The organism is Aquabacterium sp. (assembly GCF_014378415.1).
In the GTDB taxonomy this organism is placed as follows: domain Bacteria; phylum Pseudomonadota; class Gammaproteobacteria; order Burkholderiales; family Burkholderiaceae_C; genus Aquabacterium.
Window position 1 is genome coordinate 1 of the sequence record NZ_JACMNS010000211.1, and the last position, 23,017, is coordinate 23,017.

At 62.6% G+C, this 23,017-nt stretch carries 21 protein-coding genes and 2 tRNA genes; all 23 read left to right on the forward strand.

Going from position 1 to position 23,017, the window contains the following annotated elements:
• Positions 1-922, forward strand: a 922-nt coding sequence (locus H7225_RS18180; protein ID WP_290664432.1) for an FAD-binding protein, incomplete at its 5' end; no start/stop codon positions are given.
• Positions 923-933: 11 nt separating this feature from the next.
• A complete protein-coding gene (locus H7225_RS18185; protein WP_290664471.1) occupies positions 934-1,638 on the forward strand; it encodes a succinate dehydrogenase iron-sulfur subunit in 705 nt (234 codons plus the stop codon).
• A 24-nt stretch (positions 1,639-1,662) separates the two neighbouring features.
• Positions 1,663-2,007, forward strand: coding sequence for a succinate dehydrogenase assembly factor 2 (locus H7225_RS18190; RefSeq protein ID WP_290664434.1), 345 nt, complete (start codon positions 1,663-1,665; stop codon positions 2,005-2,007).
• 43 nt (positions 2,008-2,050) lie between these two features.
• Positions 2,051-3,361 (forward strand): citrate synthase, encoded by a 1,311-nt coding sequence (gene gltA, locus H7225_RS18195; RefSeq protein WP_290664473.1) that lies wholly within the window; start codon positions 2,051-2,053, stop codon positions 3,359-3,361.
• Between the two features lie 109 nt (positions 3,362-3,470).
• Entirely contained in the window at positions 3,471-4,883 is a 1,413-nt protein-coding gene (leuC, locus tag H7225_RS18200) for a 3-isopropylmalate dehydratase large subunit (RefSeq protein ID WP_290664437.1), read from the forward strand.
• Between the two features lie 34 nt (positions 4,884-4,917).
• Positions 4,918-5,058: an entericidin A/B family lipoprotein gene (locus tag H7225_RS18205; protein WP_290664439.1), complete on the forward strand. Its 141-nt coding sequence runs from the start codon at positions 4,918-4,920 to the stop codon at positions 5,056-5,058.
• 10 nt (positions 5,059-5,068) lie between these two features.
• Entirely contained in the window at positions 5,069-5,716 is a 648-nt protein-coding gene (leuD, locus tag H7225_RS18210; RefSeq protein WP_290664441.1) for a 3-isopropylmalate dehydratase small subunit, read from the forward strand.
• Between the two features lie 21 nt (positions 5,717-5,737).
• Positions 5,738-6,817: a 3-isopropylmalate dehydrogenase gene (leuB, locus tag H7225_RS18215; RefSeq protein WP_290664443.1), complete on the forward strand. Its 1,080-nt coding sequence runs from the start codon at positions 5,738-5,740 to the stop codon at positions 6,815-6,817.
• Between the two features lie 57 nt (positions 6,818-6,874).
• Complete coding sequence (gene asd / locus H7225_RS18220; RefSeq protein ID WP_290664445.1) at positions 6,875-8,017, forward strand: aspartate-semialdehyde dehydrogenase; 1,143 nt, start codon at positions 6,875-6,877, stop codon at positions 8,015-8,017.
• 413 nt (positions 8,018-8,430) lie between these two features.
• Complete coding sequence (locus H7225_RS18225; protein WP_290664447.1) at positions 8,431-11,013, forward strand: FimV/HubP family polar landmark protein; 2,583 nt, start codon at positions 8,431-8,433, stop codon at positions 11,011-11,013.
• 9 nt (positions 11,014-11,022) lie between these two features.
• Entirely contained in the window at positions 11,023-11,907 is an 885-nt protein-coding gene (gene truA / locus H7225_RS18230; protein ID WP_290664449.1) for a tRNA pseudouridine(38-40) synthase TruA, read from the forward strand.
• 6 nt (positions 11,908-11,913) lie between these two features.
• Complete coding sequence (locus H7225_RS18235; protein ID WP_290664451.1) at positions 11,914-12,597, forward strand: phosphoribosylanthranilate isomerase; 684 nt, start codon at positions 11,914-11,916, stop codon at positions 12,595-12,597.
• A 21-nt stretch (positions 12,598-12,618) separates the two neighbouring features.
• Positions 12,619-13,866: a tryptophan synthase subunit beta gene (trpB, locus tag H7225_RS18240; RefSeq protein WP_290664453.1), complete on the forward strand. Its 1,248-nt coding sequence runs from the start codon at positions 12,619-12,621 to the stop codon at positions 13,864-13,866.
• Positions 13,863-14,687, forward strand: coding sequence for a tryptophan synthase subunit alpha (trpA, locus tag H7225_RS18245; RefSeq protein WP_290664455.1), 825 nt, complete (start codon positions 13,863-13,865; stop codon positions 14,685-14,687). The genes trpB and trpA overlap by 4 nt, the downstream gene beginning before the upstream one ends.
• A 1-nt stretch (position 14,688) precedes the next feature.
• The gene (gene accD / locus H7225_RS18250; protein ID WP_290664457.1) at positions 14,689-15,564 is read left to right on the forward strand and encodes an acetyl-CoA carboxylase, carboxyltransferase subunit beta; all 876 of its coding nucleotides are present in this window, start codon (positions 14,689-14,691) and stop codon (positions 15,562-15,564) included.
• A 97-nt stretch (positions 15,565-15,661) separates the two neighbouring features.
• Positions 15,662-17,050 (forward strand): bifunctional tetrahydrofolate synthase/dihydrofolate synthase, encoded by a 1,389-nt coding sequence (gene folC, locus H7225_RS18255; protein ID WP_290664459.1) that lies wholly within the window; start codon positions 15,662-15,664, stop codon positions 17,048-17,050.
• A 27-nt stretch (positions 17,051-17,077) separates the two neighbouring features.
• Positions 17,078-17,890: an SPOR domain-containing protein gene (locus tag H7225_RS18260; protein WP_290664461.1), complete on the forward strand. Its 813-nt coding sequence runs from the start codon at positions 17,078-17,080 to the stop codon at positions 17,888-17,890.
• Complete coding sequence (locus H7225_RS18265; RefSeq protein ID WP_290664463.1) at positions 17,887-18,408, forward strand: CvpA family protein; 522 nt, start codon at positions 17,887-17,889, stop codon at positions 18,406-18,408. Before H7225_RS18260 ends, H7225_RS18265 begins: the two co-directional genes overlap by 4 nt.
• Positions 18,409-18,444: 36 nt before the next feature.
• The gene (gene purF, locus H7225_RS18270; RefSeq protein ID WP_290664465.1) at positions 18,445-19,971 is read left to right on the forward strand and encodes an amidophosphoribosyltransferase; all 1,527 of its coding nucleotides are present in this window, start codon (positions 18,445-18,447) and stop codon (positions 19,969-19,971) included.
• 8 nt (positions 19,972-19,979) lie between these two features.
• Positions 19,980-21,242 (forward strand): O-succinylhomoserine sulfhydrylase, encoded by a 1,263-nt coding sequence (locus H7225_RS18275; RefSeq protein WP_290664467.1) that lies wholly within the window; start codon positions 19,980-19,982, stop codon positions 21,240-21,242.
• Positions 21,239-22,666, forward strand: a complete 1,428-nt coding sequence (gene gltX, locus H7225_RS18280; RefSeq protein ID WP_290664469.1) for a glutamate--tRNA ligase — start codon at positions 21,239-21,241, stop codon at positions 22,664-22,666. Before H7225_RS18275 ends, gltX begins: the two co-directional genes overlap by 4 nt.
• 107 nt (positions 22,667-22,773) lie before the next feature.
• Positions 22,774-22,849: transfer RNA gene (locus H7225_RS18285), tRNA-Ala, on the forward strand.
• 70 nt (positions 22,850-22,919) lie between these two features.
• Positions 22,920-22,995: transfer RNA gene (locus H7225_RS18290), tRNA-Glu, on the forward strand.
• Positions 22,996-23,017 lie beyond the last annotated feature (22 nt).

Genomic DNA, 23,017 nt, shown 5'->3' on the forward strand with positions numbered 1-23,017 from the left:
GCGCGACTTCGTGTCCCGCTCCATGGACCAGGAAATCAAGGAAGGCCGAGGCTGCGGCCCCAACAAGGATTACATCCTGTTGGACATGACCCACCTGGGTGCCGAGACCATCCACAAGCGCCTGCCTTCGGTGCAAGAGATCGGCCACAACTTCGCCAACGTCGACATCACCAAGGAATCGATTCCTGTGGTGCCCACCATCCACTACCAGATGGGCGGCATCCCGACCAACGTCTATGGTCAAGTGGTCGTCCCCGCGGGTGTTGGCGAAAACCGCAAGCACAACGAAATCATCAACGGTCTGTACGCCGTGGGCGAATGCTCTTGCGTGTCGGTGCACGGCGCCAATCGCCTGGGCACCAACTCGCTGCTCGACCTGTTGGTGTTCGGTCGCGCGGCCGGCAACCACATCGTCGACTTCAACCTCAAGTCGAAGCACCACAAGCCTCTGCCCAAGGACGCTGCCGACAAGACGCTGGCCCGCCTGGCCCGCCTGGACGGCGCCACGAATGGCGAGTACTCGCAAGACGTGGCCAACGACATCCGTGCCTCCATGCAGAATTACGCTGGCGTGTTTCGCACCCAAAAGACGATGGACGAGGGCGTCAGGCAAATCGCCGCCTTGCGTGAGCGCGTCAAGAGCATTGGCCTGAAAGACAACTCCAAGGTCTTCAACACCGCCCGCATCGAGGCGTTGGAAGTTGAGAACCTGATCGAAGCGGCGCAAGCCACCATGGTGGCTGCCGCTACCCGTGCGGAAAGCCGTGGCGCCCATGCCCACGACGACTTTCCCAACCGCGACGACGAAAACTGGATGAAGCACTCGCTGTGGTACTCCGAAGGCAACCGCATGGAGTACAAGCCTGTGAACCTGCAACCGCTGACGGTGGAATCTGTTCCCCCGAAGGTCCGGACGTTCTGATTTAGGACAGCATCATGAAGCGCACTTTCAAAATCTACCGCTACGATCCGGACAAGGATGTCAAGCCTTACATGCAGACCATCGAGGTCGAACTCGACGGTCAGGAGCGCATGCTGCTCGACGCCTTGATCAAGCTCAAGGCGGTCGACCCCACGCTGTCGTTCCGTCGCTCATGCCGTGAAGGCGTTTGCGGTTCGGATGGCATGAACATCAACGGCAAGAACGGTCTGGCCTGCCTGACCAACATGCTGACGCTGCCGGGTGACATCGTCCTGAAGCCGCTGCCGGGCCTGCCCGTCGTGCGCGATTTGATCGTCGACATGACCCAGTTCTTCAAGCAGTACAACTCGATCAAGCCTTACCTGGTCAACGACGACCCGCCGCCAGACAAAGAGCGCCTGCAGTCGCCCGAAGAGCGCGAAGAGCTCGACGGCCTGTACGAGTGCATCCTGTGCGCCAGCTGCTCCACCAGTTGCCCCAGTTTCTGGTGGAACCCAGATAAATTCGTGGGCCCCGCCGGTTTGCTGCAAGCCTACCGCTTCATCGCGGACAGCCGCGACCAAGGCACGGCCGAGCGCCTGGACAACCTGGAAGACCCGTATCGCCTGTTCCGTTGCCACACCATCATGAACTGCGTGGACGTGTGCCCCAAGGGCCTGAACCCCACGAAGGCCATTGGCAAAATCAAGGAACTGATGGTGCGTCGCGCCGTTTGATCCCGCTTTGACCCGCATTTGTCCATGACCCTGACCTTGACGCCCCAGCCCTCTGTTCCTGGGCTTGTGCCCGACGCGGACGAATTGAGGCGTCTGCGTTGGCGCTGTCGGCGAGGGTTGCTCGAAAATGACCTCTTCATTGACCGGTTTTTCGAGCTGCACGGTGAAAACCTCACCACCGCGCTGGTACAGGGTTTGCATGAGCTCATGGACTTGGCTGACAATGACCTGTTGGATCTCTTTTTGGCGCGCAAGCAGCCTGAAAGTGCTCTGGACACGCCGGAAGTCCGCCAAGTGTTGGAGCTAATGCATGCCGCCGGTGCCTCCCGGCTGCCTCCCAAGGCACCCGTGTCATTTTCCGATCATTAAGACCCATTCGCAAGACTCGACCCCTCTAGGAGCGCTCATGAGCATGACCCCGTCCGACGTGAAAGCCACGCTGTCGTTTTCCGATGGCAGCCCCAACATGGACCTGCCGATCTACAAAGGCTCCATTGGCCCTGACGTGATCGACATCCGCAAGTTGTACGCCCAAACTGGCAAGTTCACCTACGACCCTGGTTTCCTGTCGACAGCTTCCTGTAATTCGACAATCACCTACATCGATGGCGACGTGGGCGAGTTGCTCTACCGCGGCTACCCGATTGAGCAGTTGGCCACCAACTGCGACTTCCTGGAAACCTGCTACCTCCTGCTGAATGGCGAACTGCCCAACGCAGGCCAGAAGGAAGAGTTCGTGGAAAGCGTGACCAACCACACGATGGTCAACGAGCAGATGCAGTTTTTCCTGCGTGGTTTCCGCCGCGACGCGCACCCGATGGCCGTCATGACGGGTCTGGTCGGCGCTTTGTCGGCCTTCTACCACGACAGCACCGACATCAATAACCCCGAGCACCGCAAGATTGCCGCGATCCGCCTGATCGCCAAGATGCCTACGCTTGTGGCCATGGCCTACAAGTACACCGTTGGCCAGCCTTACATCTACCCGAAGAACGACCTCTCGTACACCGAGAACTTCATGCGGATGATGTTTGCCACGCCTTGCGAGGACTACAAGCCCAATGAAGTGCTGGTGCGCGCCATGGACCGCATCTTCATCCTGCACGCCGACCACGAGCAAAACGCCTCGACCTCGACCGTGCGCCTTTGCGGTTCGTCCGGCACCAATCCGTTCGCGGCCATCGCTGCGGGCGTGGCCTGCCTGTGGGGCCCCGCTCACGGTGGCGCCAACGAAGCCGCCCTGAACATGCTGGAAGAAATCCAGAAGAATGGCGGCGTCGAGAAGATCGGCGACTTCATTGCCCAGGTCAAGGACAAGAACTCCGGCGTCAAGCTGATGGGCTTCGGTCACCGCGTGTACAAGAACTACGACCCGCGTGCCAAGCTGATGCGCGAAACCTGCCACGAAGTGCTGGCCGAACTGGGTCTGCAAAACGATCCGCTGTTCAAGCTGGCCATGGCTTTGGAAAAAATCGCCCTGGAAGACGAGTATTTCGTGTCGCGCAAGCTGTACCCGAACGTTGACTTCTACTCGGGCATCGTGCAGCGCGCCATCGGCATCCCCGTGCCGCTGTTCACGGCCATCTTCGCGCTGGCCCGCACGGTGGGCTGGATTGCCCAACTGAACGAAATGATCGGTGATCCTGAGTACAAGATTGGCCGTCCTCGTCAGTTGTTCGTGGGCGCTGAAAAGCGCGACGTCAAGCCGATGGCTCAGCGTTGATCGCTTAAAAGCCCTTCTGCAAAAAACCCCGGTTCATACCGGGGTTTTTTTTCGTCCCCATGGCATAAAATCTTCATCTTTTTCCTCGAAAAAGCGCTGTAGACACCCCATGGGACGCACCCTTTACGACAAAATCTGGGACGAGCACGTCGTCCACACCGAAGACGATGGCACGGTCACGCTGTACATCGACCGCCATCTGGTGCACGAAGTGACCAGCCCCCAGGCCTTCGAGGGCCTGAACATCGCTGGCCGCAAGGTCTGGCGCTTGTCGGCCAATCTGGCAGTGAGCGACCACAACGTGCCCACCACCGACCGCAGCCAAGGCATCGCCGACCCCATCTCCAAGCTGCAGGTCGACACGCTGGACGCCAATTGCGACCGCGTGGGCATCACCCAGTTCAAGATGAGTGACAAGCGCCAGGGCATCGTCCACGTCATCGGCCCAGAGCAGGGCGCCACCTTGCCCGGCATGACCGTGGTCTGCGGCGACAGCCACACGTCCACGCACGGCGCCTTCGGCGCGCTGGCGCATGGCATCGGTACCTCCGAGGTCGAGCATGTGCTGGCCACGCAAACGCTGCTGGCCAAAAAAGCCAAGAACATGCTGATCAAGGTCGAAGGCACCTTGACGAGGGGTTGCAGTGCCAAGGACATCGTGCTGGCCATCATCGGCAAGATCGGCACGGCGGGCGGCACCGGCTACACCATTGAATTCGCCGGCAACGCCATCCGCGCCCTGAGCATGGAAGGCCGCATGACGGTCTGCAACATGGCCATCGAAGGCGGCGCGCGCGCGGGTCTGGTGGCGGTGGACGACACCACCATCAACTACGTCAAGGGCCGCCCCTTCTCGCCCACCATCGGTGTCGAGTGGGACCAGGCCGTGGCCTATTGGAGCACCCTGCAGTCCGACCCTGACGCGCACTTCGACACCGTGCTTGAGCTGGACGCCAGCCAGATCAAGCCGCAAGTCACCTGGGGCACCTCGCCCGAGATGGTCCTGTCCATCGACGACCGCGTGCCCGATCCCGACAAGGAAAAAGATCCCAACAAGCGCTCCGCCATGGAGCGCGCGCTGCGGTACATGGCGCTGGAGCCCAACAAGGCCATCAACGACATCCTGGTGGACAAGGTCTTCATCGGCTCGTGCACCAACTCGCGCATCGAAGACATGCGCGAAGCGGCCGCCGTGGTCAAGCGAATTGGCGGCAAAGTGGCCTCCAACATCAAGCTGGCCTTGGTCGTGCCTGGCTCCGGCCTGGTCAAGGAGCAGGCCGAGCGCGAAGGATTGGATGTGATCTTCAAGGCCGCGGGCTTTGAGTGGCGCGAGCCTGGTTGCTCCATGTGCCTGGCCATGAACGCCGACCGCCTGGAGCCCGGCGAGCGCTGCGCGTCCACCAGCAACCGCAATTTCGAAGGCCGCCAGGGGGCGGGCGGCCGCACCCACCTGGTCAGCCCCGCGATGGCGGCAGCGGCGGCCATGCAAGGCCATTTTGTCGATGTGCGTCGCATCGCCTGAACCACCCATCCATTCATTTTCTGGAGTTCCCGTCATGAAACGCTTTGCTTCTTTGACCGTTGTGTTTGCTGCCCTGATTGCCGCTCTGTCCTTGAGTGCTTGCAACACGATGCAAGGTTTTGGCCAGGACATCGAAAAGGTCGGTGGCAAGATCTCGGGCGCCGCCCAGAAGTAAGAACTTCCTCATGCAAGCATTTCGCATTCACAAGGGGCTCGTGGCCCCGATGGACCGGGAAAACGTCGACACCGACGCCATCATCCCCAAGCAATACCTGAAGTCGATCAAGCGCACGGGTTTCGGCCCCAACTTGTTCGACGAATGGCGCTACCTGGACGCCGGCGAGCCCGGCCAGGACCCAGCCACACGCAAGCCGAACCCGGATTTTGTGCTGAACCAGCCGCGCTACAAGGGCGCGTCCGTGCTGCTGGCGCGCAAGAACTTTGGGTGCGGCTCCAGCCGTGAGCACGCGCCCTGGGCGCTCGACCAGTATGGCTTTCGCGCCATGATCGCGCCCAGCTTTGCTGACATCTTCTACAACAACAGCTTCAAGAACGGCCTGCTGCCGATTCAACTGAGCGAGTTGCAGGTCGACAATCTGTTCAACGAAGCGCTGGTGTTTCCCGGCTACGAGCTGACCATCGACCTGGAGCGCCAGGTGGTCGTCAAGCCCGATGGCACCGAGCTGGCCTTCGACGTGCAGCCCTTCCGCAAGTTCTGCCTGCTCAATGGTTTTGACGACATCGGCCTGACCCTGCGCCACGCCGACAAGATCAAGGCTTTCGAAGCCGAGCGCCTGGCGCAAAAGCCCTGGCTCAACCACCGCATCGTTTAAAATCCAACACGCACCATGGTCATGAAGATTGCAGTTTTGCCGGGCGATGGCATCGGCCCCGAAATCGTTACCGAGGCCGTCAAGGTGCTCAAGGCGCTTGATTTGCCTTTCGAGATGGAAGAGGCCAAGGTCGGCGGCGCCGCCTACGACGCCCACGGCCACCCGCTGCCGCCGGCCACCCTGAAGCTGGCCATGGATTCCGATGCCGTGCTGTTCGGCTCGGTCGGTGACTGGAAGTACGACAAGCTGGACCGCCCCCTGCGCCCCGAGCAAGCCATCCTGGGCCTGCGCAAGAGCATGGGCTTGTTCGCCAATTTCCGCCCCGCGATCTGCTATCCGCAGCTCACACACGCCTCCAGCCTCAAGCCCGAGTTGGTCGCTGGCCTGGACATCCTGATCATCCGCGAGTTGACGGGCGACATCTACTTTGGTCAACCCCGAGGCCGCCGTTTGAGCCCGGACGGTGAGTTCCAGGGCGCCGAAGAGGCCTTTGACACCATGCGCTATTCGCGCCCGGAAATCGAGCGCATCGCCCACGTCGCCTTCCAGGCTGCTCGCAAACGCAGCAAGCGCGTCACCAGCGTCGACAAGGCCAATGTGCTCGAGACCTTCCAGTTCTGGAAGGACATCGTCATTGAAGTGCACGCCCAATACCCTGACATCGAGCTCGACCACCTGTACGTGGACAACGCCGCGATGCAACTGGTCAAGGCGCCCAAGAAGTTCGACGTGCTGTTCACCGGCAACATGTTCGGCGACATCCTTTCTGACGCGGCCGCCATGCTGACCGGCTCGATCGGCATGCTGCCTTCGGCCTCGCTGAACGCCAAGGGCCAGGGGCTGTACGAGCCCAGCCACGGCTCGGCGCCCGACATCGCCGGCAAGGGCGTGGCCAACCCCCTGGCCACCATCCTGAGCGCGGCCATGATGTTGCGCTTCAGCCTGAACCAGGAAGCCGCCGCCTGCCGCATCGAAGCGGCTGTGCAGACGGTTCTGGAGCAAGGCCTGCGCACGGGTGATATCTACAGCGAAGGCACGCGCAAAGTGGGCACGGCCGAGATGGGTGGGGCCGTGCTGGCTGCGCTGTCGCGCCAAGGTTGAAAAAACGTTCAGATGACAAGCAAGCCCGGGGCTGAGCCGGGCCAGAAGGATTACAAAATGGCAACGAAATTAGTGGGTTTGGTCGGTTGGCGCGGCATGGTCGGCTCGGTGCTGATGGACCGCATGCAGGCCGAGGGTGATTTCGCCTTGATCGAGCCGCTGTTCTTCAGCACCAGCAACGCGGGTGGCAAAGCCCCCGCCACGGCCAAAAATGAAACGACGCTGAAAGACGCGTACGACATCGCTGAACTCAAGCGCTGCGACATCATCATCACCGCCCAGGGCGGTGACTACACCAGCGATGTCTTTGCCAAGTTGCGCGCCACCGGCTGGAAGGGCCACTGGATCGACGCCGCCTCTACCTTGCGCATGAATGACGATGCCGTCATCGTGCTTGACCCGGTGAACCTGCCCGTCATCAAGAGCGCGTTGGCCAAGGGCGGCAACAACTGGATCGGTGGCAACTGCACCGTCAGCTGCATGCTGATCGGCGTGGGGGCGCTGTACAAGGCCGGTCTGGTCGAGTGGATGTCCACCCAGACCTACCAGGCTGCCTCGGGCGGCGGCGCGCAACACATGCGCGAGCTGCTCACGCAATTTGGCACGCTCAACGCTGAAGTGCGGCCTTTGCTGGACGACCCCAAGAGCGCCATCCTGGAGATCGACCGCAAGATCATCGCCAAGCAACGTTCGCTGTCCGAAGCCGAGATCGCCAACTTTGGCGCGCCCCTGGGCGGCTCGCTCATCCCCTGGATCGACAAGGACCTGGGCAATGGCATGAGCAAGGAAGAGTGGAAGGGCGGCGCCGAGACCAACAAGATCCTGGGCTTTGGCGAAGCCTTTGGCAAGGATGCCCCAAAAGGCGTGCTCGTCGATGGTTTCTGCGTGCGCATCGGCGCCATGCGCTGTCACAGCCAGGCCCTGACCTTCAAGCTCAAGAAGGACGTGCCTTTGGCGGACATCGAGGCCATGATCGCGGCCGACAACCAGTGGGTGAAAGTGGTGCCCAACACACGTGAAGCCACCATCCAGGACCTGACCCCCGTGGCCGTGACGGGCACCCTGACCATCCCGGTCGGGCGCCTGCGCAAAATGGCCATGGGCCCTGAATACTTGGGCGCTTTCACCATTGGCGACCAGCTGCTGTGGGGCGCGGCTGAACCGCTGCGCCGCATGCTGCGCATCCTGTTGGATGCCTGACAGGCCTCAAGCTGTTGTAAGCACGCCCCTGTTACAACGGATTGAAACAAAGTTCGTAACAGTTGTTGTTGCCCCGGGGCGACAATGGCGGCCGCGATTGACTGCAAGGCTGGCACAGGTATCAGCCTGATCAGATCAGTATTTGCATGAGCTTGTCACCGTATCTGCTTGATGCTATTGTGTTTTCTGCTGCGTACCGTCTGCAGGTGCGGGTTCGCGTCCGAATCTGTCCTGGATTGGGGTGAGCTTATGGGTCAATTCAATGACTCAATGACGACTTGGGAGACGCCTTGAAAGATCATTCGTTGTCCGTGGGGCGATTTGCCTTGAATCGGGTTGCTGTCGCTGCGGCTTGTGCCGCTTTGTCTCTGCTTCCGGCTGCCTCGTGGGCGCTGGGGCTCGGACGTTTAAACGTGCAGTCCGCGCTGGGCGAGTCCCTGCGTGCCGAAATCGACATCACCAGCCTGACGCCCGAAGAGAGCGCGTCACTGCAGGTGAAGGTTGCTTCGCCAGAAACCTACCGTGCTGCCGGGGTTGATTACAACCAGGTGCTCGGCACCACCAGCATCGTGCTGCAACGCCGCACGGATGGGCGCTCGTTCCTCAAGATCACCAGCGACCGCTCTGTTCAGGAGCCCTTCATCGACGTGATCCTGGACCTGGCCTGGTCTTCTGGCCGCCTGGTGCGCGAATACACCTTGCTTTTCGATCCTCCGTCCACCCGCACGCCGGCTCAGGCCGTTGCGCCCACCACGATGGATTCGGTGGCGCCAGCGCCTCGGCCTGCCTCGGCGCCGGAGCCTGCGCCCGTGCCTGCTGCGGCAGCGCCCAAGTCGCTAGCGCCCGTCGTTGAGGCGGCGCCCAAGCCCCGCACCAAACCAGCGCCTGTGGCCAGCGCCGCCAGCGCGCCTTCACCTTCACCGGCGCCTGCCCCGGTCCCCGCTGAGCCTGTGGCCGAACGTGCTTCTGCCCCTGCGCGCCCTGCGCAGAGCATCCGTGTTCAACGCGGTGACTCACTGTCAAAAATCGCAGGCGAGCATCCAGTGGCCGGTGTGTCGCTCGACCAAATGTTGGTTGGGCTGTACCGCAACAACCCGCAAGCCTTCCAGGGCGACAACATGAACCGCCTGAAGTCGGGCGTGGTGTTGAACATGCCCACGGCCGAGCAGGCCAAGGCGACGACACCCGTTGAGGCGCGTCAGGTCATCGTGGCGCAAAGTGCCGACTTCGCTGCTTACCGTCAGCGGCTGGCTGGCGCGGTCAACGCGACGGCGCCTGAAAAACCCCAACGTCAGGCGGCAGGCAAGGTCGAGGCCGAGGTCAAGGATCAGAAGCAGTCCGCAGCACCGACCCCTGACAAGCTCACCCTGAGCAAAGGTGGTTTGAGCAGCAAGGCCTCGGCACCAGCCACCGAAGACCGCCTGGCCAAGGCCCGCGCTCAAAAGGAAAACGAAGCCCGCGTGGCCGAGTTGTCCAAGAATCTGGACGATCTGCGCAAGCTGAAGGAAAAAGCTGCCACAGTCCCAGCAGCCCCCGTGGTCAAGCCCGCGCCTGCCCCTGTTGCCGCGCCAGCGCCTTCCAAGCCAGCGCCTGTGGCGTCTGTGGCGGCGCCAGCCTTGGTGCCTCCCGCACCAGTTCCGGTGCCGAGCGCGCCAGCGCTGGTCGCCTCCACGGCATCGGCTGCCGCGCTTGCCGCCTCTGAGGTCGCTTCGGCGGTATCCCAAGCGGCGACCAGCGTGGCCAATGCCGCCTCCGAGGCAGCACCCACCGCCTCGGAGACGATGCCAGGGCTGACCATGTCCAAGCCGGCCGCCATTCCTGTGCCCGAGCCTGAAGCGCCCGGTTTGCTCGAATCGCTCAACCCCATGCTCCTGGCCGGCGTGGGGGCTGCGGTGGCCCTGTTGGCTGGCGTGGCCATGTTCCTGCGTTCACGTCGCCGCTCCGACACAGGCGAGACCTCGTTCCTCGAAAGCCGCCTGCAGCCCGATTCCTTCTTTGGTGCCAGCGGCGGGCAACGCGTCGATACCCGCGATGCCACGGGTGCGCCGTCCTCCATGAGCTACTCGCTCAGTCAACTGGACGCCATCGGTGACGTTGATCCCGTGGCTGAGGCCGATGTGTACTTGGCCTACGGCCGCGACCTCCAGGCCGAAGAAATCCTCAAGGAAGCACTGCGCAGCACGCCTGAGCGTTTGGCCATCCGCACCAAGTTGCTGGAGGTCTATGCCAAGCGCCGCGACACCAAGGGCTACGAGCAGTTGGCGTCGCAGTTGTTCAACCTGACTGGTGGGCATGGCGAGGATTGGGCCAAGGCACAGGAAATGGGCCTGGGCATCGATCCTGAAAACCCCTTGTACCAGCCGGGTGGGCAGCCGTCGTCCAGCGCACCTTTGAGCGTTGAGTCGCCCCTCGATTCCTTGGGTGCCAGCACCATTCCCCACTCGGTGATGCCGACCCCCATGCACCTGGACAGCCCGGAAACGGCACCCATGGAGCCCGCTGGTGAGTTGGTGGACCTGGATCTTGATCTGGACATCTCGGCGCCAGCGCCTTTGTCCGAGCCCGAGTTCCCGGTTGAGAAGCCTGCGCTGCAGTTCGATGCCTTTGCTGACATGCCTTCGCTGGACCTGCCAGCCGAGCCGCCGGTGGCTGCCGCTCCGGCGATTGAAGAGCTGCACGCGCTGGACTTCGATTTGCCCCTGGAGCCTGCTGCGCCTGCGCCAGCCCCCGTGGCGTCGTCCACTGGCGCGTTCGATTTGGGTGACCTTAATCTGGACCTGGACGCTCCTGCGCCAGAGCCTGCCGCCGACGGGCTGGCTCTGGACGACGACCTGTCGCCACCTTTGGATCCCATGGAACGCAAGTTCGAATTGGCCGAAGAGTTCCGCCAGATCGGTGATGTCGATGGCGCACGTGAACTGCTTCAAGAAGTGGTGGCCAACGCCACTGGTGCATTGCAGGTCAAGGCCAAGTCCATGCTGGACACCTTGAGCTGACCTCGTCTCATGAGCAGTGAGCAGCCGAGGGCGACCCGCCGGGTCGCCCTCGGCGTTTCTTACCGAGGCACGGCCTACAAAGGCTGGCAAAGCCAGGTCGGTGGCGGCACGGTGCAAGACGCGCTGGAGTCAGCCTTGTCCGCCTTCGCCACGCAACCTACCCGGGTCATGTGCGCGGGCCGCACTGATTCGGGCGTGCATGGCATCAACCAGGTGGTTCACCTGGACACACTCTTGCAGCGCGAGCCCTTTTCGTGGGTTCGGGGCACCAACGCTTTCTTGCCCCCGGACATCGCCGTGCAATGGGCCGCCGAGGTGCCGGACGGCTTCCATGCACGGAAAAGCGCCATTGGCCGACGTTACGTCTACATCCTGCTTGAAGCACCCGTTCGGCCCGCCCTGGAGTCCGGGCAGGTCGGCTGGGTGTTTCGGCCGCTGGACCAGGCCGCCATGGTCGCCGCCAGCGCCTGCCTGATCGGTGAGCATGATTTCAGCTCCTTCCGATCATCCCAATGCCAGTCGCCCACGCCCGTCAAAACCTTGCGCGAGATTTCTATCCGTCGTTGCGGCGGGGCAGCCGAGCGGACGCCTTCTTCAGGCGGTGTGGATCGACGCGGCATCTTGGGCCCGGGCGCCGAAGGCATCTACTGGCGGTTTGATTTCGAGGGCACGGCCTTTTTGCACCACATGATCCGCAACCTCATGGGGTGCCTCGTGGCGGTGGGCACGGGCGCCCAGCCAGCCTCTTGGATGCAGGCCGTTCTCGATGCCAGAGACCGCAAGATTGCTGCGGCCACCTTTGCCCCTGAGGGCTTGTATTTTCTGGGTCCGCGCTACGATGAGGGGTGGGGCTTGCCTTCTGGCGTGCCCGCTTTGCACTGGCTTCCTGATTGATCGGACATGACCCCTTTTCGCACTTTGCCTGCCGACCACCGCACCCGCATCAAAATTTGCGGACTGACACGTGAGTCCGATGTCGATGCCGCTGTTGATGCCGGGGTGGACGCTGTGGGCTTCGTGCTCTATGAAAAAAGCCCCCGTCACGTGACTTTGGCCTGTGCCCAAACCTTGGCTCGGCAGTTGCCGCCGTTCGTGACCCCGGTTTTGCTGCTGGTCAATGCAGGCAACTCTTTCGTGCGCGAAGCCATCGCCATGCTGCCCCAGGCCTTGTTGCAGTTCCACGGTGACGAGTCGGTTGCGCAATGTGAGAATTCTGGACACCCCTACATCAGGGCTGCCCGCATGGCAAGCGGTTTCAATTTGTTAGACTTCGCTCAGCAGTTTTCCAAAGCCCAGGCCATGTTGGTCGATGCCCATGTGGAAGGGTATGGGGGCGGCGGGGAAGTGTTTGACTGGTCCTGGTTGCCTCCGCAACTGCCGTGCCCCATGATCCTGTCAGCGGGTCTGAACCCCGGCAATGTGGCCGATGGCGTGATGAAGGTGCGGCCCTGGGCCGTGGATGTGAGTTCTGGTGTGGAAGTGAGCAAGGGCATCAAGGATGCCGCGCTGATGCGCCAGTTCTGTCAGGCCGTGCGGGCGGCCGATCGGCAATGTGCCGAAACCCATCAGCCCCGTGCGGATTGATTGACGAATGTTTAGAGAGCTATGCTGAATTATCAACAGCCCGACGCCAAGGGTCATTTCGGTCCTTACGGTGGCAAGTTCGTCTCCGAGACGCTGATCCACGCGCTGGACGAGCTGAAGAGCGCCTACGAGCACTACCGTTACGATCCGGAATTTATCGCCGAGTTCAAGCGCGAGTTGGCCGACTTTGTCGGGCGTCCCAGCCCGATTTATCACGCCGAGCGGATCAGTCGTGAGCTGGGCGGTGCGCAGATCTACCTCAAGCGTGAAGACCTCAATCACACTGGTGCGCACAAGATCAACAACACCATCGGCCAGGCCTTGTTGGCCAAGCGCATGGGCAAGCCTCGTGTGATCGCCGAGACCGGCGCGGGCCAGCATGGCGTGGCCACGGCCACCATCTGCGCGCGTTACGGCATGGAGTGCGTGGTCTACATGGGCTCGGAAGACGTCAAGCGCCAGTCGCCCAATGTGTACCGCATGCATTTGCTGGGTGCCAAGGTGGTGCCGGTCGATTCGGGCAGCCGCACCCTGAAAGACGCGCTGAACGAAGCCATGCGCGACTGGGTCACCAACGTCGAAAACACCTTCTACATCATCGGCACGGTGGCGGGCCCCTCGCCCTATCCGGCCATGGTGCGCGACTTCCAAAGCGTGATTGGTGAAGAGTGCCTCACGCAGATGCCGGTCAAGATTGGCCGCCAGCCCGACGCCGTGGTCGCCTGCGTGGGCGGCGGCAGCAACGCCATGGGCATCTTCTACCCCTACATCAACCACGAAAACGTGCGCCTGATCGGTGTGGAAGCGGCGGGTGAGGGCGGCAACAGCGGCAAGCACTCGATGTCGCTGCAAAAGGGCGTGTCGGGCGTGCTGCACGGCAACCGCACTTACCTGCTGCAAGACGAGAACGGCCAGATCACCGAGACGCATTCGATTTCGGCCGGCCTGGACTACCCCGGCGTTGGTCCCGAGCATGCCTACCTGAAGGACATCGGCCGGGCCGAATACGTCGGCATCACCGACAAGGAAGCGCTGGAAGCCTTCCACCACTTGTGCCTCACCGAAGGCATCATCCCGGCGCTGGAATCCAGCCACGCGGTGGCTTACGCCATGAAGCTGGCCCCCACCATGCGTCCCGACCAGCACATCCTGGTCAACCTGTCCGGCCGTGGCGACAAGGACATCGGCACCGTGGCCGACCTGTCGGGCACCGAGTTTTACGATCGCCCGTCGCAGCGCGGCGTGGCCGTGAAGGGCGCCCAGGCATGAGCAAGCGCATTGATGCCACCTTTGCCGTCCTGCGCGACCAGGGTCGCAAAGCACTGATTCCCTACATCACCTGTGGCGATCCTTTCCCCGAACTGACGCCCGAGCTGATGTGGGCCATGGCCGATGCCGGTGCCGACGTGATCGAGTTGGGCGTGCCCTTCTCTGACCCGATGGCCGATGGCCCGGTCATTCAGAAAGCCTCCGAGCGCGCTTTGGTCAAAGGCATTTCGCTCAAGCATGTGCTGGCCGACGTGAAGCGTTTTCGCGAACGCAACACGACCACGCCGGTCGTGCTGATGGGCTATGCCAATCCGATTGAAGCCTATGACCATCGCCTGGGCGACGGTGCTTTTGTCAAGGATGCCAAGGCCGTGGGTGTGGATGGTGTCTTGGTCGTGGACTACCCACCCGAAGAGTGCGAAGAGTTCGCGGCCCGCTTGAATGCGGTCGACCTGGCCCCCATTTTTCTGCTGGCCCCCACTTCGACCGAGGAGCGCATGGCGCAGGTCGGCAAGGTGGCCAGTGGCTATGTGTACTACGTGTCGCTCAAGGGCGTGACCGGCGCTGGCCACCTGGACACCGACGCGGTGGCCCGGATGGTGCCGCTGATCAAATCCCATGTGAACACGCCCGTGGGCGTCGGCTTCGGCATCCGTGATGCCGCGACCGCCAAGGCGGTGGCCGCGGTGTCGGATGCCGTGGTGATTGGTTCACGCCTCGTGCAGTTGCTGGAAACGCAATCGCCCGAAACCGTGGTGAAGGCCGCCAGTGATTTCATCGCTGAGATCCGCGCGGCCCTGGATTCCTTGAAAGGAGCCTGACATGAGCTGGCTTGAAAAACTGCTGCCCCCCAAGATTCAACCCACCGACCCGTCCGAGCGTCGGCAGGTGCCCGAGGGGCTGTGGGTCAAATGCCCGTCGTGCGAAACGGTGCTCTACAAAAATGACCTGGAAGCCAATGTCAACGTGTGCCCCAAGTGTGGCCACCATCACCGCATTGGCGCCCGGGCTCGCCTGGATGCTTTCCTCGACGCCGAAGGGCGCTTCGAGCTGGGCCAGGAAGTGCTGCCGGTCGATGCCTTGAAGTTCAAGGACAACAAGAAGTATTCCGACCGCCTCAAGCAAGGCATCGAAGCCACTGGCGAGACCGATGCCCTGATCGTCATTGGCGGTTCGGTGCACAGCATTCCCGTTGTGGCAGCCTGCTTCGAATTTGACTTCATGGGGGGCTCGATGGGCTCCGTGGTGGGCGAGCGTTTTGTGCGTGGCGTTGAAGCCGCCGTTGAGCAGAAGATGCCTTTCGTGTCTTTCACGGCCACGGGTGGCGCCCGCATGCAGGAAGGCTTGCTGAGCCTGATGCAGATGGCCAAGACCAACGCGGCCTTGACCTTGCTGGCCAAAGCCAAATTGCCTTACATCAGCGTGCTGACTGACCCCACCATGGGTGGCGTGTCGGCCAGTTTCGCTTTCGTGGGCGACATCGTGATTGCCGAGCCCAAGGCCCTGATCGGCTTTGCCGGCCCGCGCGTGATCGAGAACACCGTGCGCGAGAAGCTGCCCGAAGGCTTCCAGCGCTCGGAGTTCCTGATGCAAAAGGGTGGGGTCGACATGATCATTGATCGCCGCGAATTGCGAATGGTCATCGCCCGATCGCTGGCCATGATGTTGCGCCAGCCGGTGGATGCTCTTGTGGCCTGACCAAACCCACGCTTCGGCCGCTTTTCTCGATCCATCCCACCATGCGGGCTGCGCTGTTTGCAGCCCGTTTCCGTTTTCTGGCGCCACCTGATTTTTCATGAGCACCTCTGCCGACGCCCCCCACGATCTTTCCCGCCCGACCACGCTGGCCGGTTGGCTGTCGCATTGCGAGCGCCTGCACCCGGTCACCATCGACCTGGGCCTGGAGCGTGTCTCGCAGGTCTGGCAGCGCATGGCGGTCACCCTGGGCACGCCTTGTGGATCCAGCGAGGATGAACAGAGGGACACCACCGCCCCAGTTGTGTTCACCGTGGCGGGCACCAACGGCAAGGGTTCAACCTGCGCCATGATCGAGAACATCCTGTTGTCGGCGGGCTTCAAAGTTGGCGTCTACGGATCGCCTCATTTGGTGCATTTTGAAGAACGTTGCCGTGTGATGGGCCTGTCGGTGAAGGCCGATGAGCTGCTAGCGCACTTTGCGGCGGTCGAAGACGCCCGGGGCGAGCTGGCGCTGACCTATTTCGAATTCACCACCCTGGCCATCATGCGTTTGCTGGCTTTGGCCGGCCTGGATGCGGTGGTACTGGAAGTGGGCCTGGGCGGTCGCCTGGACGCGGTCAACGTGGTTGACCCCGACTGCGCCATCATCACCAGCATCGATCTGGACCACATGGAATACCTGGGCCCAGACCGCGAAGCCATTGGCCGTGAGAAGGCCGGTATCTTGCGCGCAGGCCGTCCAGCCATTGTGTCCGATCCCCAGCCGCCGCAAAGCGTGGTCGACCATGCCCAGGCCTTGGGCGCTGATCTTTGGCTGTTCTCACACGATTTCAACTACTCGGGCGATCGCCAGCAATGGTCTTGGGCCGGGCGCCACAAGCGCTTCAACGGCATGGCTTACCCGTCCTTGCGCGGGGCCAACCAGTTGCTGAATGCTTCGGGCGTGCTGGCCGCGCTGGACGCCCTGCGGCTTCGCCTGCCCGTGTCTGCGCAGGCCGTGCGCACCGGGCTGGCCACCGTCGAGTTGCCGGGGCGTTTCCAGATCATTCCGGGCCAGCCCACCTTGATCCTGGACGTGGCCCACAACCCGCACGCGGCAGCCACCCTGGCGGCCAATCTGGACCAGATGGGCTTTTCACCCAAAACCCACGCGGTGTGGGGCGCCATGGCCGACAAGGACCTGGCGGGCATGGTGGCCAAATTGACCCAGGTGATCGACGCCTGGTATTGCTGCGAGTTGCCCACTGACCGCGCGGCCAGTGCCGCGCAATTGGCCGACGTCGTGCGCGCCATCTCTGGGCAGAGCACTTCGCTGGTTCGCCTGCAACCCACCATCTCCACCCATGCCGACCCGATGGCCGGCCTGCACGCTGCGCTGGCCGCGGCGGGCCCGACAGATAGAATCATCGTCTTTGGTTCATTTTTCACCGTTGGCGGCGTTTTGCACGAGGGCTTGCCCCGGTTGAACGCGCCCCACCTCAGCTGATCAACCCAACCCGCCGCCCCACCGAGCATGTCGTTGCCATTGTTCCTACAACGCCTTCGTCAGCAATCTGCACCGCCCGTGGCTGACGCCTCGCCGCTGTCGTCGGCCGACATCGAGGTGGCGCGAGTGCGTGCGCGCCGTCGTCTGGTCGGCATGGTGGTGCTGGTGGGTGTGGGCGTGGTCGGCCTGCCGTGGTTGTTCGAAACCCAGCCCAGGCCTTTGAGCCCCGATGTGCAGGTGGTGTCCGCCGCGTCTTCGCGTGGCAATGGCGCTGTGGTGCCCTCCCGGCCCGCACCCGCCATCGCGAGTGTGACCGTGCCGGTGCCCGACGCGCCGGTCGAGTCTGCCCAGGACGAGGTCGAAGCGCCCGTGGCCAGCAAGCCCTCGCCGGCCCGGGCGCAGGTTTCTCAAACGGTGGTGGCCAAGCCTGCACCCGCCAAAGAGGCGCCCAAGAAGGAGCCTGCCAAGCCCGTGGTGGTGGCGGAGAAATCCGCCACTCAGGATGCCGCCCGCGCCAAGTCTCTGCTGGAAGGCAAGCCGCCTGTCGTCAACCCTGCCGTGGTGCCTTCTGATGCCAAATCTGTGGCCAAGCCCGCGTCTGATGCCGCGGCCACCCGCTACGTGGTGCAAATTGGGGCTTTCTCCGACGTGCCCACCGCGCGCGAGGTGCGTTTGAAAGCCGAGCGTGCCGGCGTCAAGACCTACACCCAGGAAGTCACCGTGAATGGCGGCAAGAAGATCCGGGTCCGCGTCGGCCCCTATGCCAACAAGGCAGAAGCCGACAAGGCCGTGGACACCTTGCGCAAGGCCGGGATGACCAGTGCCTTGCTGACCTTGTGAGCGAGCTGGTGGGCGGCAGCGCCTGGACCTTGGTGGATGTGGCGCTGGCCTTGGGCTTGTTCCTGTCCATCATCGTGGGGGCCTGGCGCGGTTTGGTGACCGAAGTGCTGGCCTTGCTGGGATGGGCGGTGGCTTATTTCGCGGCCCAGTGGTACGGGCCGGAAGGTGCCAAGTTGATCCCGGTGGGTGAGCCAGGCTCTCGCTTGAACCTGATCTCGGGCATGCTGGTGGTGTTTGTGTTGGCTTGGCTGGTGTGGGCCTTGATTTCGTGGGCCGTGGCCCAAATGATCAAAGCATCGGTGCTCAGCGGACCTGATCGCTTGCTGGGTGCTGGTTTCGGGCTGGTGCGCGGCGTGGTGGTGGCTTTGGTGGTGTGCACCGTGGTGAGCATGACGCCGGTGGCTCGTTGGGAGCCATGGCAGGCGTCGCGCGGTGTGGCGGGATTGCAGATTTTGCTGACAGGCCTGCGGCCTGTCCTGCCTGAGCAGGTGGTCAAATTCCTGCCCGAGCAGCCTTGAATGAATTTGCGTTAGTTTTTGCGGAAGAGGTGAACCATGTGCGGCATCGTCGGTGTGATTTCGAAGACGCCAGTCAACCAACTGATCTATGACGCCTTGCTGCTGCTGCAGCACCGGGGTCAAGATGCAGCCGGCATCGTCACGGCCGGCCCTGACGCACTGGGACGGAAGTTCTTCATGCACAAGGCCCGTGGCATGGTCAAAGACGTGTTCCGCACCCGCAACATGCGCGCGTTGCCGGGCACCGTGGGCCTGGGCCAGGTGCGTTACCCCACCGCTGGCAATGCCTTCAACGAAGAAGAGGCCCAGCCCTTCTACGTGAACGCGCCTTTCGGTCTGGTGCTGGTGCACAACGGTAACCTGACCAACGCGCACGGTCTCAAGCGCGAGTTGTTCGACATCGATCGCCGCCACATCAACACCGAGAGCGACTCCGAGGTGCTGCTCAACGTGCTGGCGCACGAACTTGAACGCGTGGGCATCCAGGGCCCGCTGACGCCGGATGCCGTGTTCACGGCCGTGCGCGCCGTGCACAAGCGCATCAAGGGCTCTTACGCCGTGGTCTGCCTGATCGCCGGCCATGGCCTGCTGGCTTTCCGCGACCCCTATGGCATCCGTCCCCTGTGCTACGGCGTGGCTGATCTGCCAGGCGGCCCGACGGTGATGGTGGCGAGCGAATCCGTGGCGCTTGAAGGCACCGGCCACAAGTTCGTGAGTGACGTGAAGCCCGGCGAGGCCTTGTTCATCGACCTGAACGGCCAGGTCCATGCCGAACAGTGCGCTGAAAACCCCGTGCTCAACCCCTGCATGTTCGAGTACGTCTACCTGGCCCGTCCTGACTCGGTCATGGATGGCGTGTCCGTCTACCAGGCGCGATTGAACATGGGCGAGACGCTGGCCCAGCGCGTGATCTCGACCATGCCGCCCTCCGAGATCGACGTGGTCATCCCGATCCCTGAATCGAGCCGCCCCTCGGCCATGCAACTGGCGCAAAAGCTGGGCAAGCCCTACCGCGAAGGCTTCGTCAAGAACCGCTACGTGGGCCGCACCTTCATCATGCCGGGGCAGGGCGTGCGCAAGAAGTCCGTGCGCCAGAAGCTCAACGCCATCGGCCTGGAGTTCAAGGGCCGCAACGTGCTGTTGGTGGATGATTCCATTGTGCGCGGCACCACCTCGAAAGAGATCGTGCAGATGGCGCGTGAAGCGGGCGCCAACAAGGTCTACCTGGCCTCGGCCGCGCCGCCGGTGCGGTTTCCAAATGTCTATGGCATTGACATGCCCACCAACGCAGAGTTGGTGGCGCACAACCGCAACGTGGAAGAGATCCGCCAGATCATCGGCTGCGACGCCCTGATTTACCAGGACGTGGACGCGATGAAGAAGGTGGTCGCCAAGCTGAACCCCAACATCAAGAGCTTCGAGGCTTCCTGCTTCGACGGCATCTACATCACGGGCGATGTCAGCGCCGAAGATTTTGCCGCCATCGAATCGCAACGCCTGACGCAAAAGGGTGAAGACGAGCCCGACCATTCGCGCCTGGCCTTGCAGCACTCACCCGACTGATTCCCGCCATGAGCACGACCGATCCCAAGCCTGAAAAGAAGCGCCTGCCGCGCAAGACGTTCGCGCCCGACGTGCGGCTAGAGACCCTGGCAGTGCGTGAAGGCCTGCCGTCGACCGAATGGGGGGAGAACTCGGAAGCGCTGTTCCTGACCAGCAGCTTCATCCATCCGGATGCAGCCACGGCGGCGGCCCGTTTCGCCAATGAAGAAGAGGCCTTCGTCTACACGCGCTTTTCCAACCCGACGACGATGATGTTCGAGCGCCGCCTGGCCGCGCTCGAAGGCACGGAAGCGGCCATTGCCACGTCCAGCGGCATGGCGGCGACCATGTTGCTGGTGATGGGCTTGCTCAAGTCTGGCGACCACGTGGTGTGTTCGCGCAGCGTGTTCGGCTCGACCATCAAGCTGCTGCAAGGCGAGTTTGGCAAGTTCGGTGTGCAAACCACCTTCGTGTCGCAAACCGATGTGGCCGAGTGGCGCGCCGCCATCCAGCCCAACACCAAATTGCTGTTCGCCGAAACGCCCAGCAACCCGCTCACCGAAGTCTGCGACATCGCACAGTTGGCCGAGGTGGCGCATGCGGCGGGCGCCTTACTGGCCGTGGACAACTGCTTTTGCTCGCCCGCCTTGCAGCGTCCTGCCAAGCTGGGTGCCGACTTGATCATCCATTCGGGCACCAAGTACCTGGATGGGCAGGGCCGCGTGGTGGCGGGTGCGATTTGCGGCAGCGAGAAGCTGGTCAACGAGGTGTTCGTGCCCGTGATGCGCAGTGTCGGCATGAGCTTGTCGCCGTTCAACGCCTGGGTGGTGCTCAAGGGCCTGGAGACACTGTCGATCCGCATGGCCGCGCAAAGCGCCAGCGCCTTGGCCTTGGCCACTTGGCTGGAGCAGCAGCCAGGCGTCGCCCGTGTGTATTACCCCGGCTTGCCTTCGCATCCCCAGCATGAACTGGCGATGAAGCAGCAGGGCGGTGTGGGCGGCGCGGTGGTGACCTTCATCGTCAAGGGCGATGGCCCCGAGGTCGCTCGTCGCCATGCCTTCTCCGTGATTGACCAGGCTCGCATCTGCTCGATCACCGCCAACCTGGGCGACACCAAGACCACCATCACCCATCCGTCCACGACCTCGCACGGCCGCCTCAGCGAGGAGCAGCGCCAAACCGCCGGCATCACGCAGGGCCTGATCCGCGTGGCCGTGGGCCTGGAACACATTGAAGACCTCAAGGCCGATTTGGCCCGGGGTCTGGACCGCCTTTCTTCGATCGATTCATGACCCAAGTCCGCACCCGTTTTGCCCCATCGCCCACGGGCTTCATCCACCTGGGCAACATCCGCTCGGCCCTGTATCCCTGGGTCTTTGCGCGCGCTTCCAAGGGCGTGTTCATCCTGCGCATCGAGGACACCGACGTCGAGCGTTCGTCGCAAGAAGCCGTCGATGTCATCCTGGAAAGCATGCAGTGGTTGGGCCTGGACGTTGACGAAGGCCCGTTCTACCAAATGCAGCGCATGGACCGCTACAAGGCCGCGGTTCAAGAGATGCTGGACAAGGGCTTGGCCTACCCTTGCTACATGAGCACGACCGAGCTGGACGCTCTGCGCGAAGCGCAAATGGCCGCCAAGCAAAAGCCCCGCTACGACGGCACCTGGCGCCCAGAGGCTGGCAAGACCCTGCCGCCCGTGCCCGTTGGCGTGCGGCCGGTCATCCGCTTCAAGAACCCCATTGGCGGTTCGGTCGCGTGGGACGACAAGGTCAAGGGCCGCATCGAGATCAGCAATGACGAGCTCGACGATCTGGTCATCTCGCGGCCCGCTTCAGAAGGCGCCGACTCCATCGTTGGCACGCCCACCTACAACTTTTGCGTGGTGATCGATGACCTGGACATGGCCATCACCCACGTGATCCGAGGCGATGACCACGTCAACAACACACCGCGCCAGATCAACATCCTGCGCGCCCTGGGCCAGGAGCCGCCGGTTTACGCCCACCTGCCCACCGTGCTCAACGCCGAAGGCGAGAAGATGTCCAAGCGCCATGGCGCCAAGGCCGTCACCGAATACCGAGACGAAGGCTACTTGGCCGACGCCGTGGTGAATTACCTTGCCCGCCTGGGTTGGAGCCACGGTGACGACGAGATCTTCTCGCGCCAGCAGCTGATCGAGTGGTTCAATCTGGACCACCTGGGCAAGAGCGCCGGTCAGTTCGACGAAGCCAAGCTGCGCTGGGTGGCCCAGCAGCACATGAAAACCACGGCCGACGGTGAGCTGGCGCCTTTGGTGCTGGCGCAATGGAGCAAGCGTGGTGTGACCGTGCCGGCTGCATTGACCGATGGCGAGCTGCTGCCGCGCATGTGCGCCTTGTTCAAGGACCGCTGCGCCACCACGGTGGAGCTGGCCGATTGGCTGGCCATGTACGTGGCGGATGTTCAGCCCTCCGCCGATGAACTGGCCGGGCAGATCACCGACACTGTCAGACCGGCGGTAGCCGCTCTGCGCGAACGCCTGAGCACGGTCACCTGGGACAAGGCGGCCATCGCGGCAGCCCTGAAAGAAACCCTGGCCCAGTTCAGCCTGAAGATGCCGCAACTGGCCATTCCGGTGCGCCTGCTGGTGTGCGGCCGTTCGCAAACGCCCTCGGTCGATGCCGTGCTGGAATTGTTCGAGCGTGAAAACGTGTTGAAACGTTTGCAGCTGACTTGATAAAACCTCAAAAACCGATGTATACTTTTGGTCTTGCTTGAACGACGCTTTGTTTAGTCAAAGTAGCCGGGCAGACCAGCAAAGTGGTTCTGAAAAGAGTTGCTTTTGGGGGTATAGCTCAGCTGGGAGAGCGCTTGCATGGCATGCAAGAGGTCAGCGGTTCGATCCCGCTTACCTCCACCAATTTGGTGTCCGGTGTGCTTTGAGAAGCGAAGCGTCTGACGGTAAAAAGATTTTGAGTAGAAAAGATTTTGTCTCCTTCGTCTAGAGGCCTAGGACACCACCCTTTCACGGTGGCTACAGGGGTTCGAATCCCCTAGGAGACGCCAGTTTTTGTCAGAGTTAGACCAC

Excerpts from the sequence above, each read along its gene's own strand:
- purF (WP_290664465.1), top strand. The coding sequence starts at position 18,445 with ATGTGCGGCATCGTCGGTGTGATTTCGAAGACGCCAGTCAACCAACTG.
- accD (WP_290664457.1), top strand. The coding sequence starts at position 14,689 with ATGAGCTGGCTTGAAAAACTGCTGCCCCCCAAGATTCAACCCACCGAC.
- leuB (WP_290664443.1), top strand. The coding sequence starts at position 5,738 with ATGAAGATTGCAGTTTTGCCGGGCGATGGCATCGGCCCCGAAATCGTT.
- folC (WP_290664459.1), top strand. The coding sequence starts at position 15,662 with ATGAGCACCTCTGCCGACGCCCCCCACGATCTTTCCCGCCCGACCACG.
- gltX (WP_290664469.1), top strand. The coding sequence starts at position 21,239 with ATGACCCAAGTCCGCACCCGTTTTGCCCCATCGCCCACGGGCTTCATC.
- asd (WP_290664445.1), top strand. The coding sequence starts at position 6,875 with ATGGCAACGAAATTAGTGGGTTTGGTCGGTTGGCGCGGCATGGTCGGC.
- leuD (WP_290664441.1), top strand. The coding sequence starts at position 5,069 with ATGCAAGCATTTCGCATTCACAAGGGGCTCGTGGCCCCGATGGACCGG.
- leuC (WP_290664437.1), top strand. The coding sequence starts at position 3,471 with ATGGGACGCACCCTTTACGACAAAATCTGGGACGAGCACGTCGTCCAC.
- H7225_RS18190 (WP_290664434.1), top strand. The coding sequence starts at position 1,663 with ATGACCCTGACCTTGACGCCCCAGCCCTCTGTTCCTGGGCTTGTGCCC.
- trpA (WP_290664455.1), top strand. The coding sequence starts at position 13,863 with ATGAGCAAGCGCATTGATGCCACCTTTGCCGTCCTGCGCGACCAGGGT.
- H7225_RS18235 (WP_290664451.1), top strand. The coding sequence starts at position 11,914 with ATGACCCCTTTTCGCACTTTGCCTGCCGACCACCGCACCCGCATCAAA.
- gltA (WP_290664473.1), top strand. The coding sequence starts at position 2,051 with ATGACCCCGTCCGACGTGAAAGCCACGCTGTCGTTTTCCGATGGCAGC.
- H7225_RS18275 (WP_290664467.1), top strand. The coding sequence starts at position 19,980 with ATGAGCACGACCGATCCCAAGCCTGAAAAGAAGCGCCTGCCGCGCAAG.
- H7225_RS18260 (WP_290664461.1), top strand. The coding sequence starts at position 17,078 with ATGTCGTTGCCATTGTTCCTACAACGCCTTCGTCAGCAATCTGCACCG.
- truA (WP_290664449.1), top strand. The coding sequence starts at position 11,023 with ATGAGCAGTGAGCAGCCGAGGGCGACCCGCCGGGTCGCCCTCGGCGTT.
- H7225_RS18205 (WP_290664439.1), top strand. The coding sequence starts at position 4,918 with ATGAAACGCTTTGCTTCTTTGACCGTTGTGTTTGCTGCCCTGATTGCC.
- trpB (WP_290664453.1), top strand. The coding sequence starts at position 12,619 with ATGCTGAATTATCAACAGCCCGACGCCAAGGGTCATTTCGGTCCTTAC.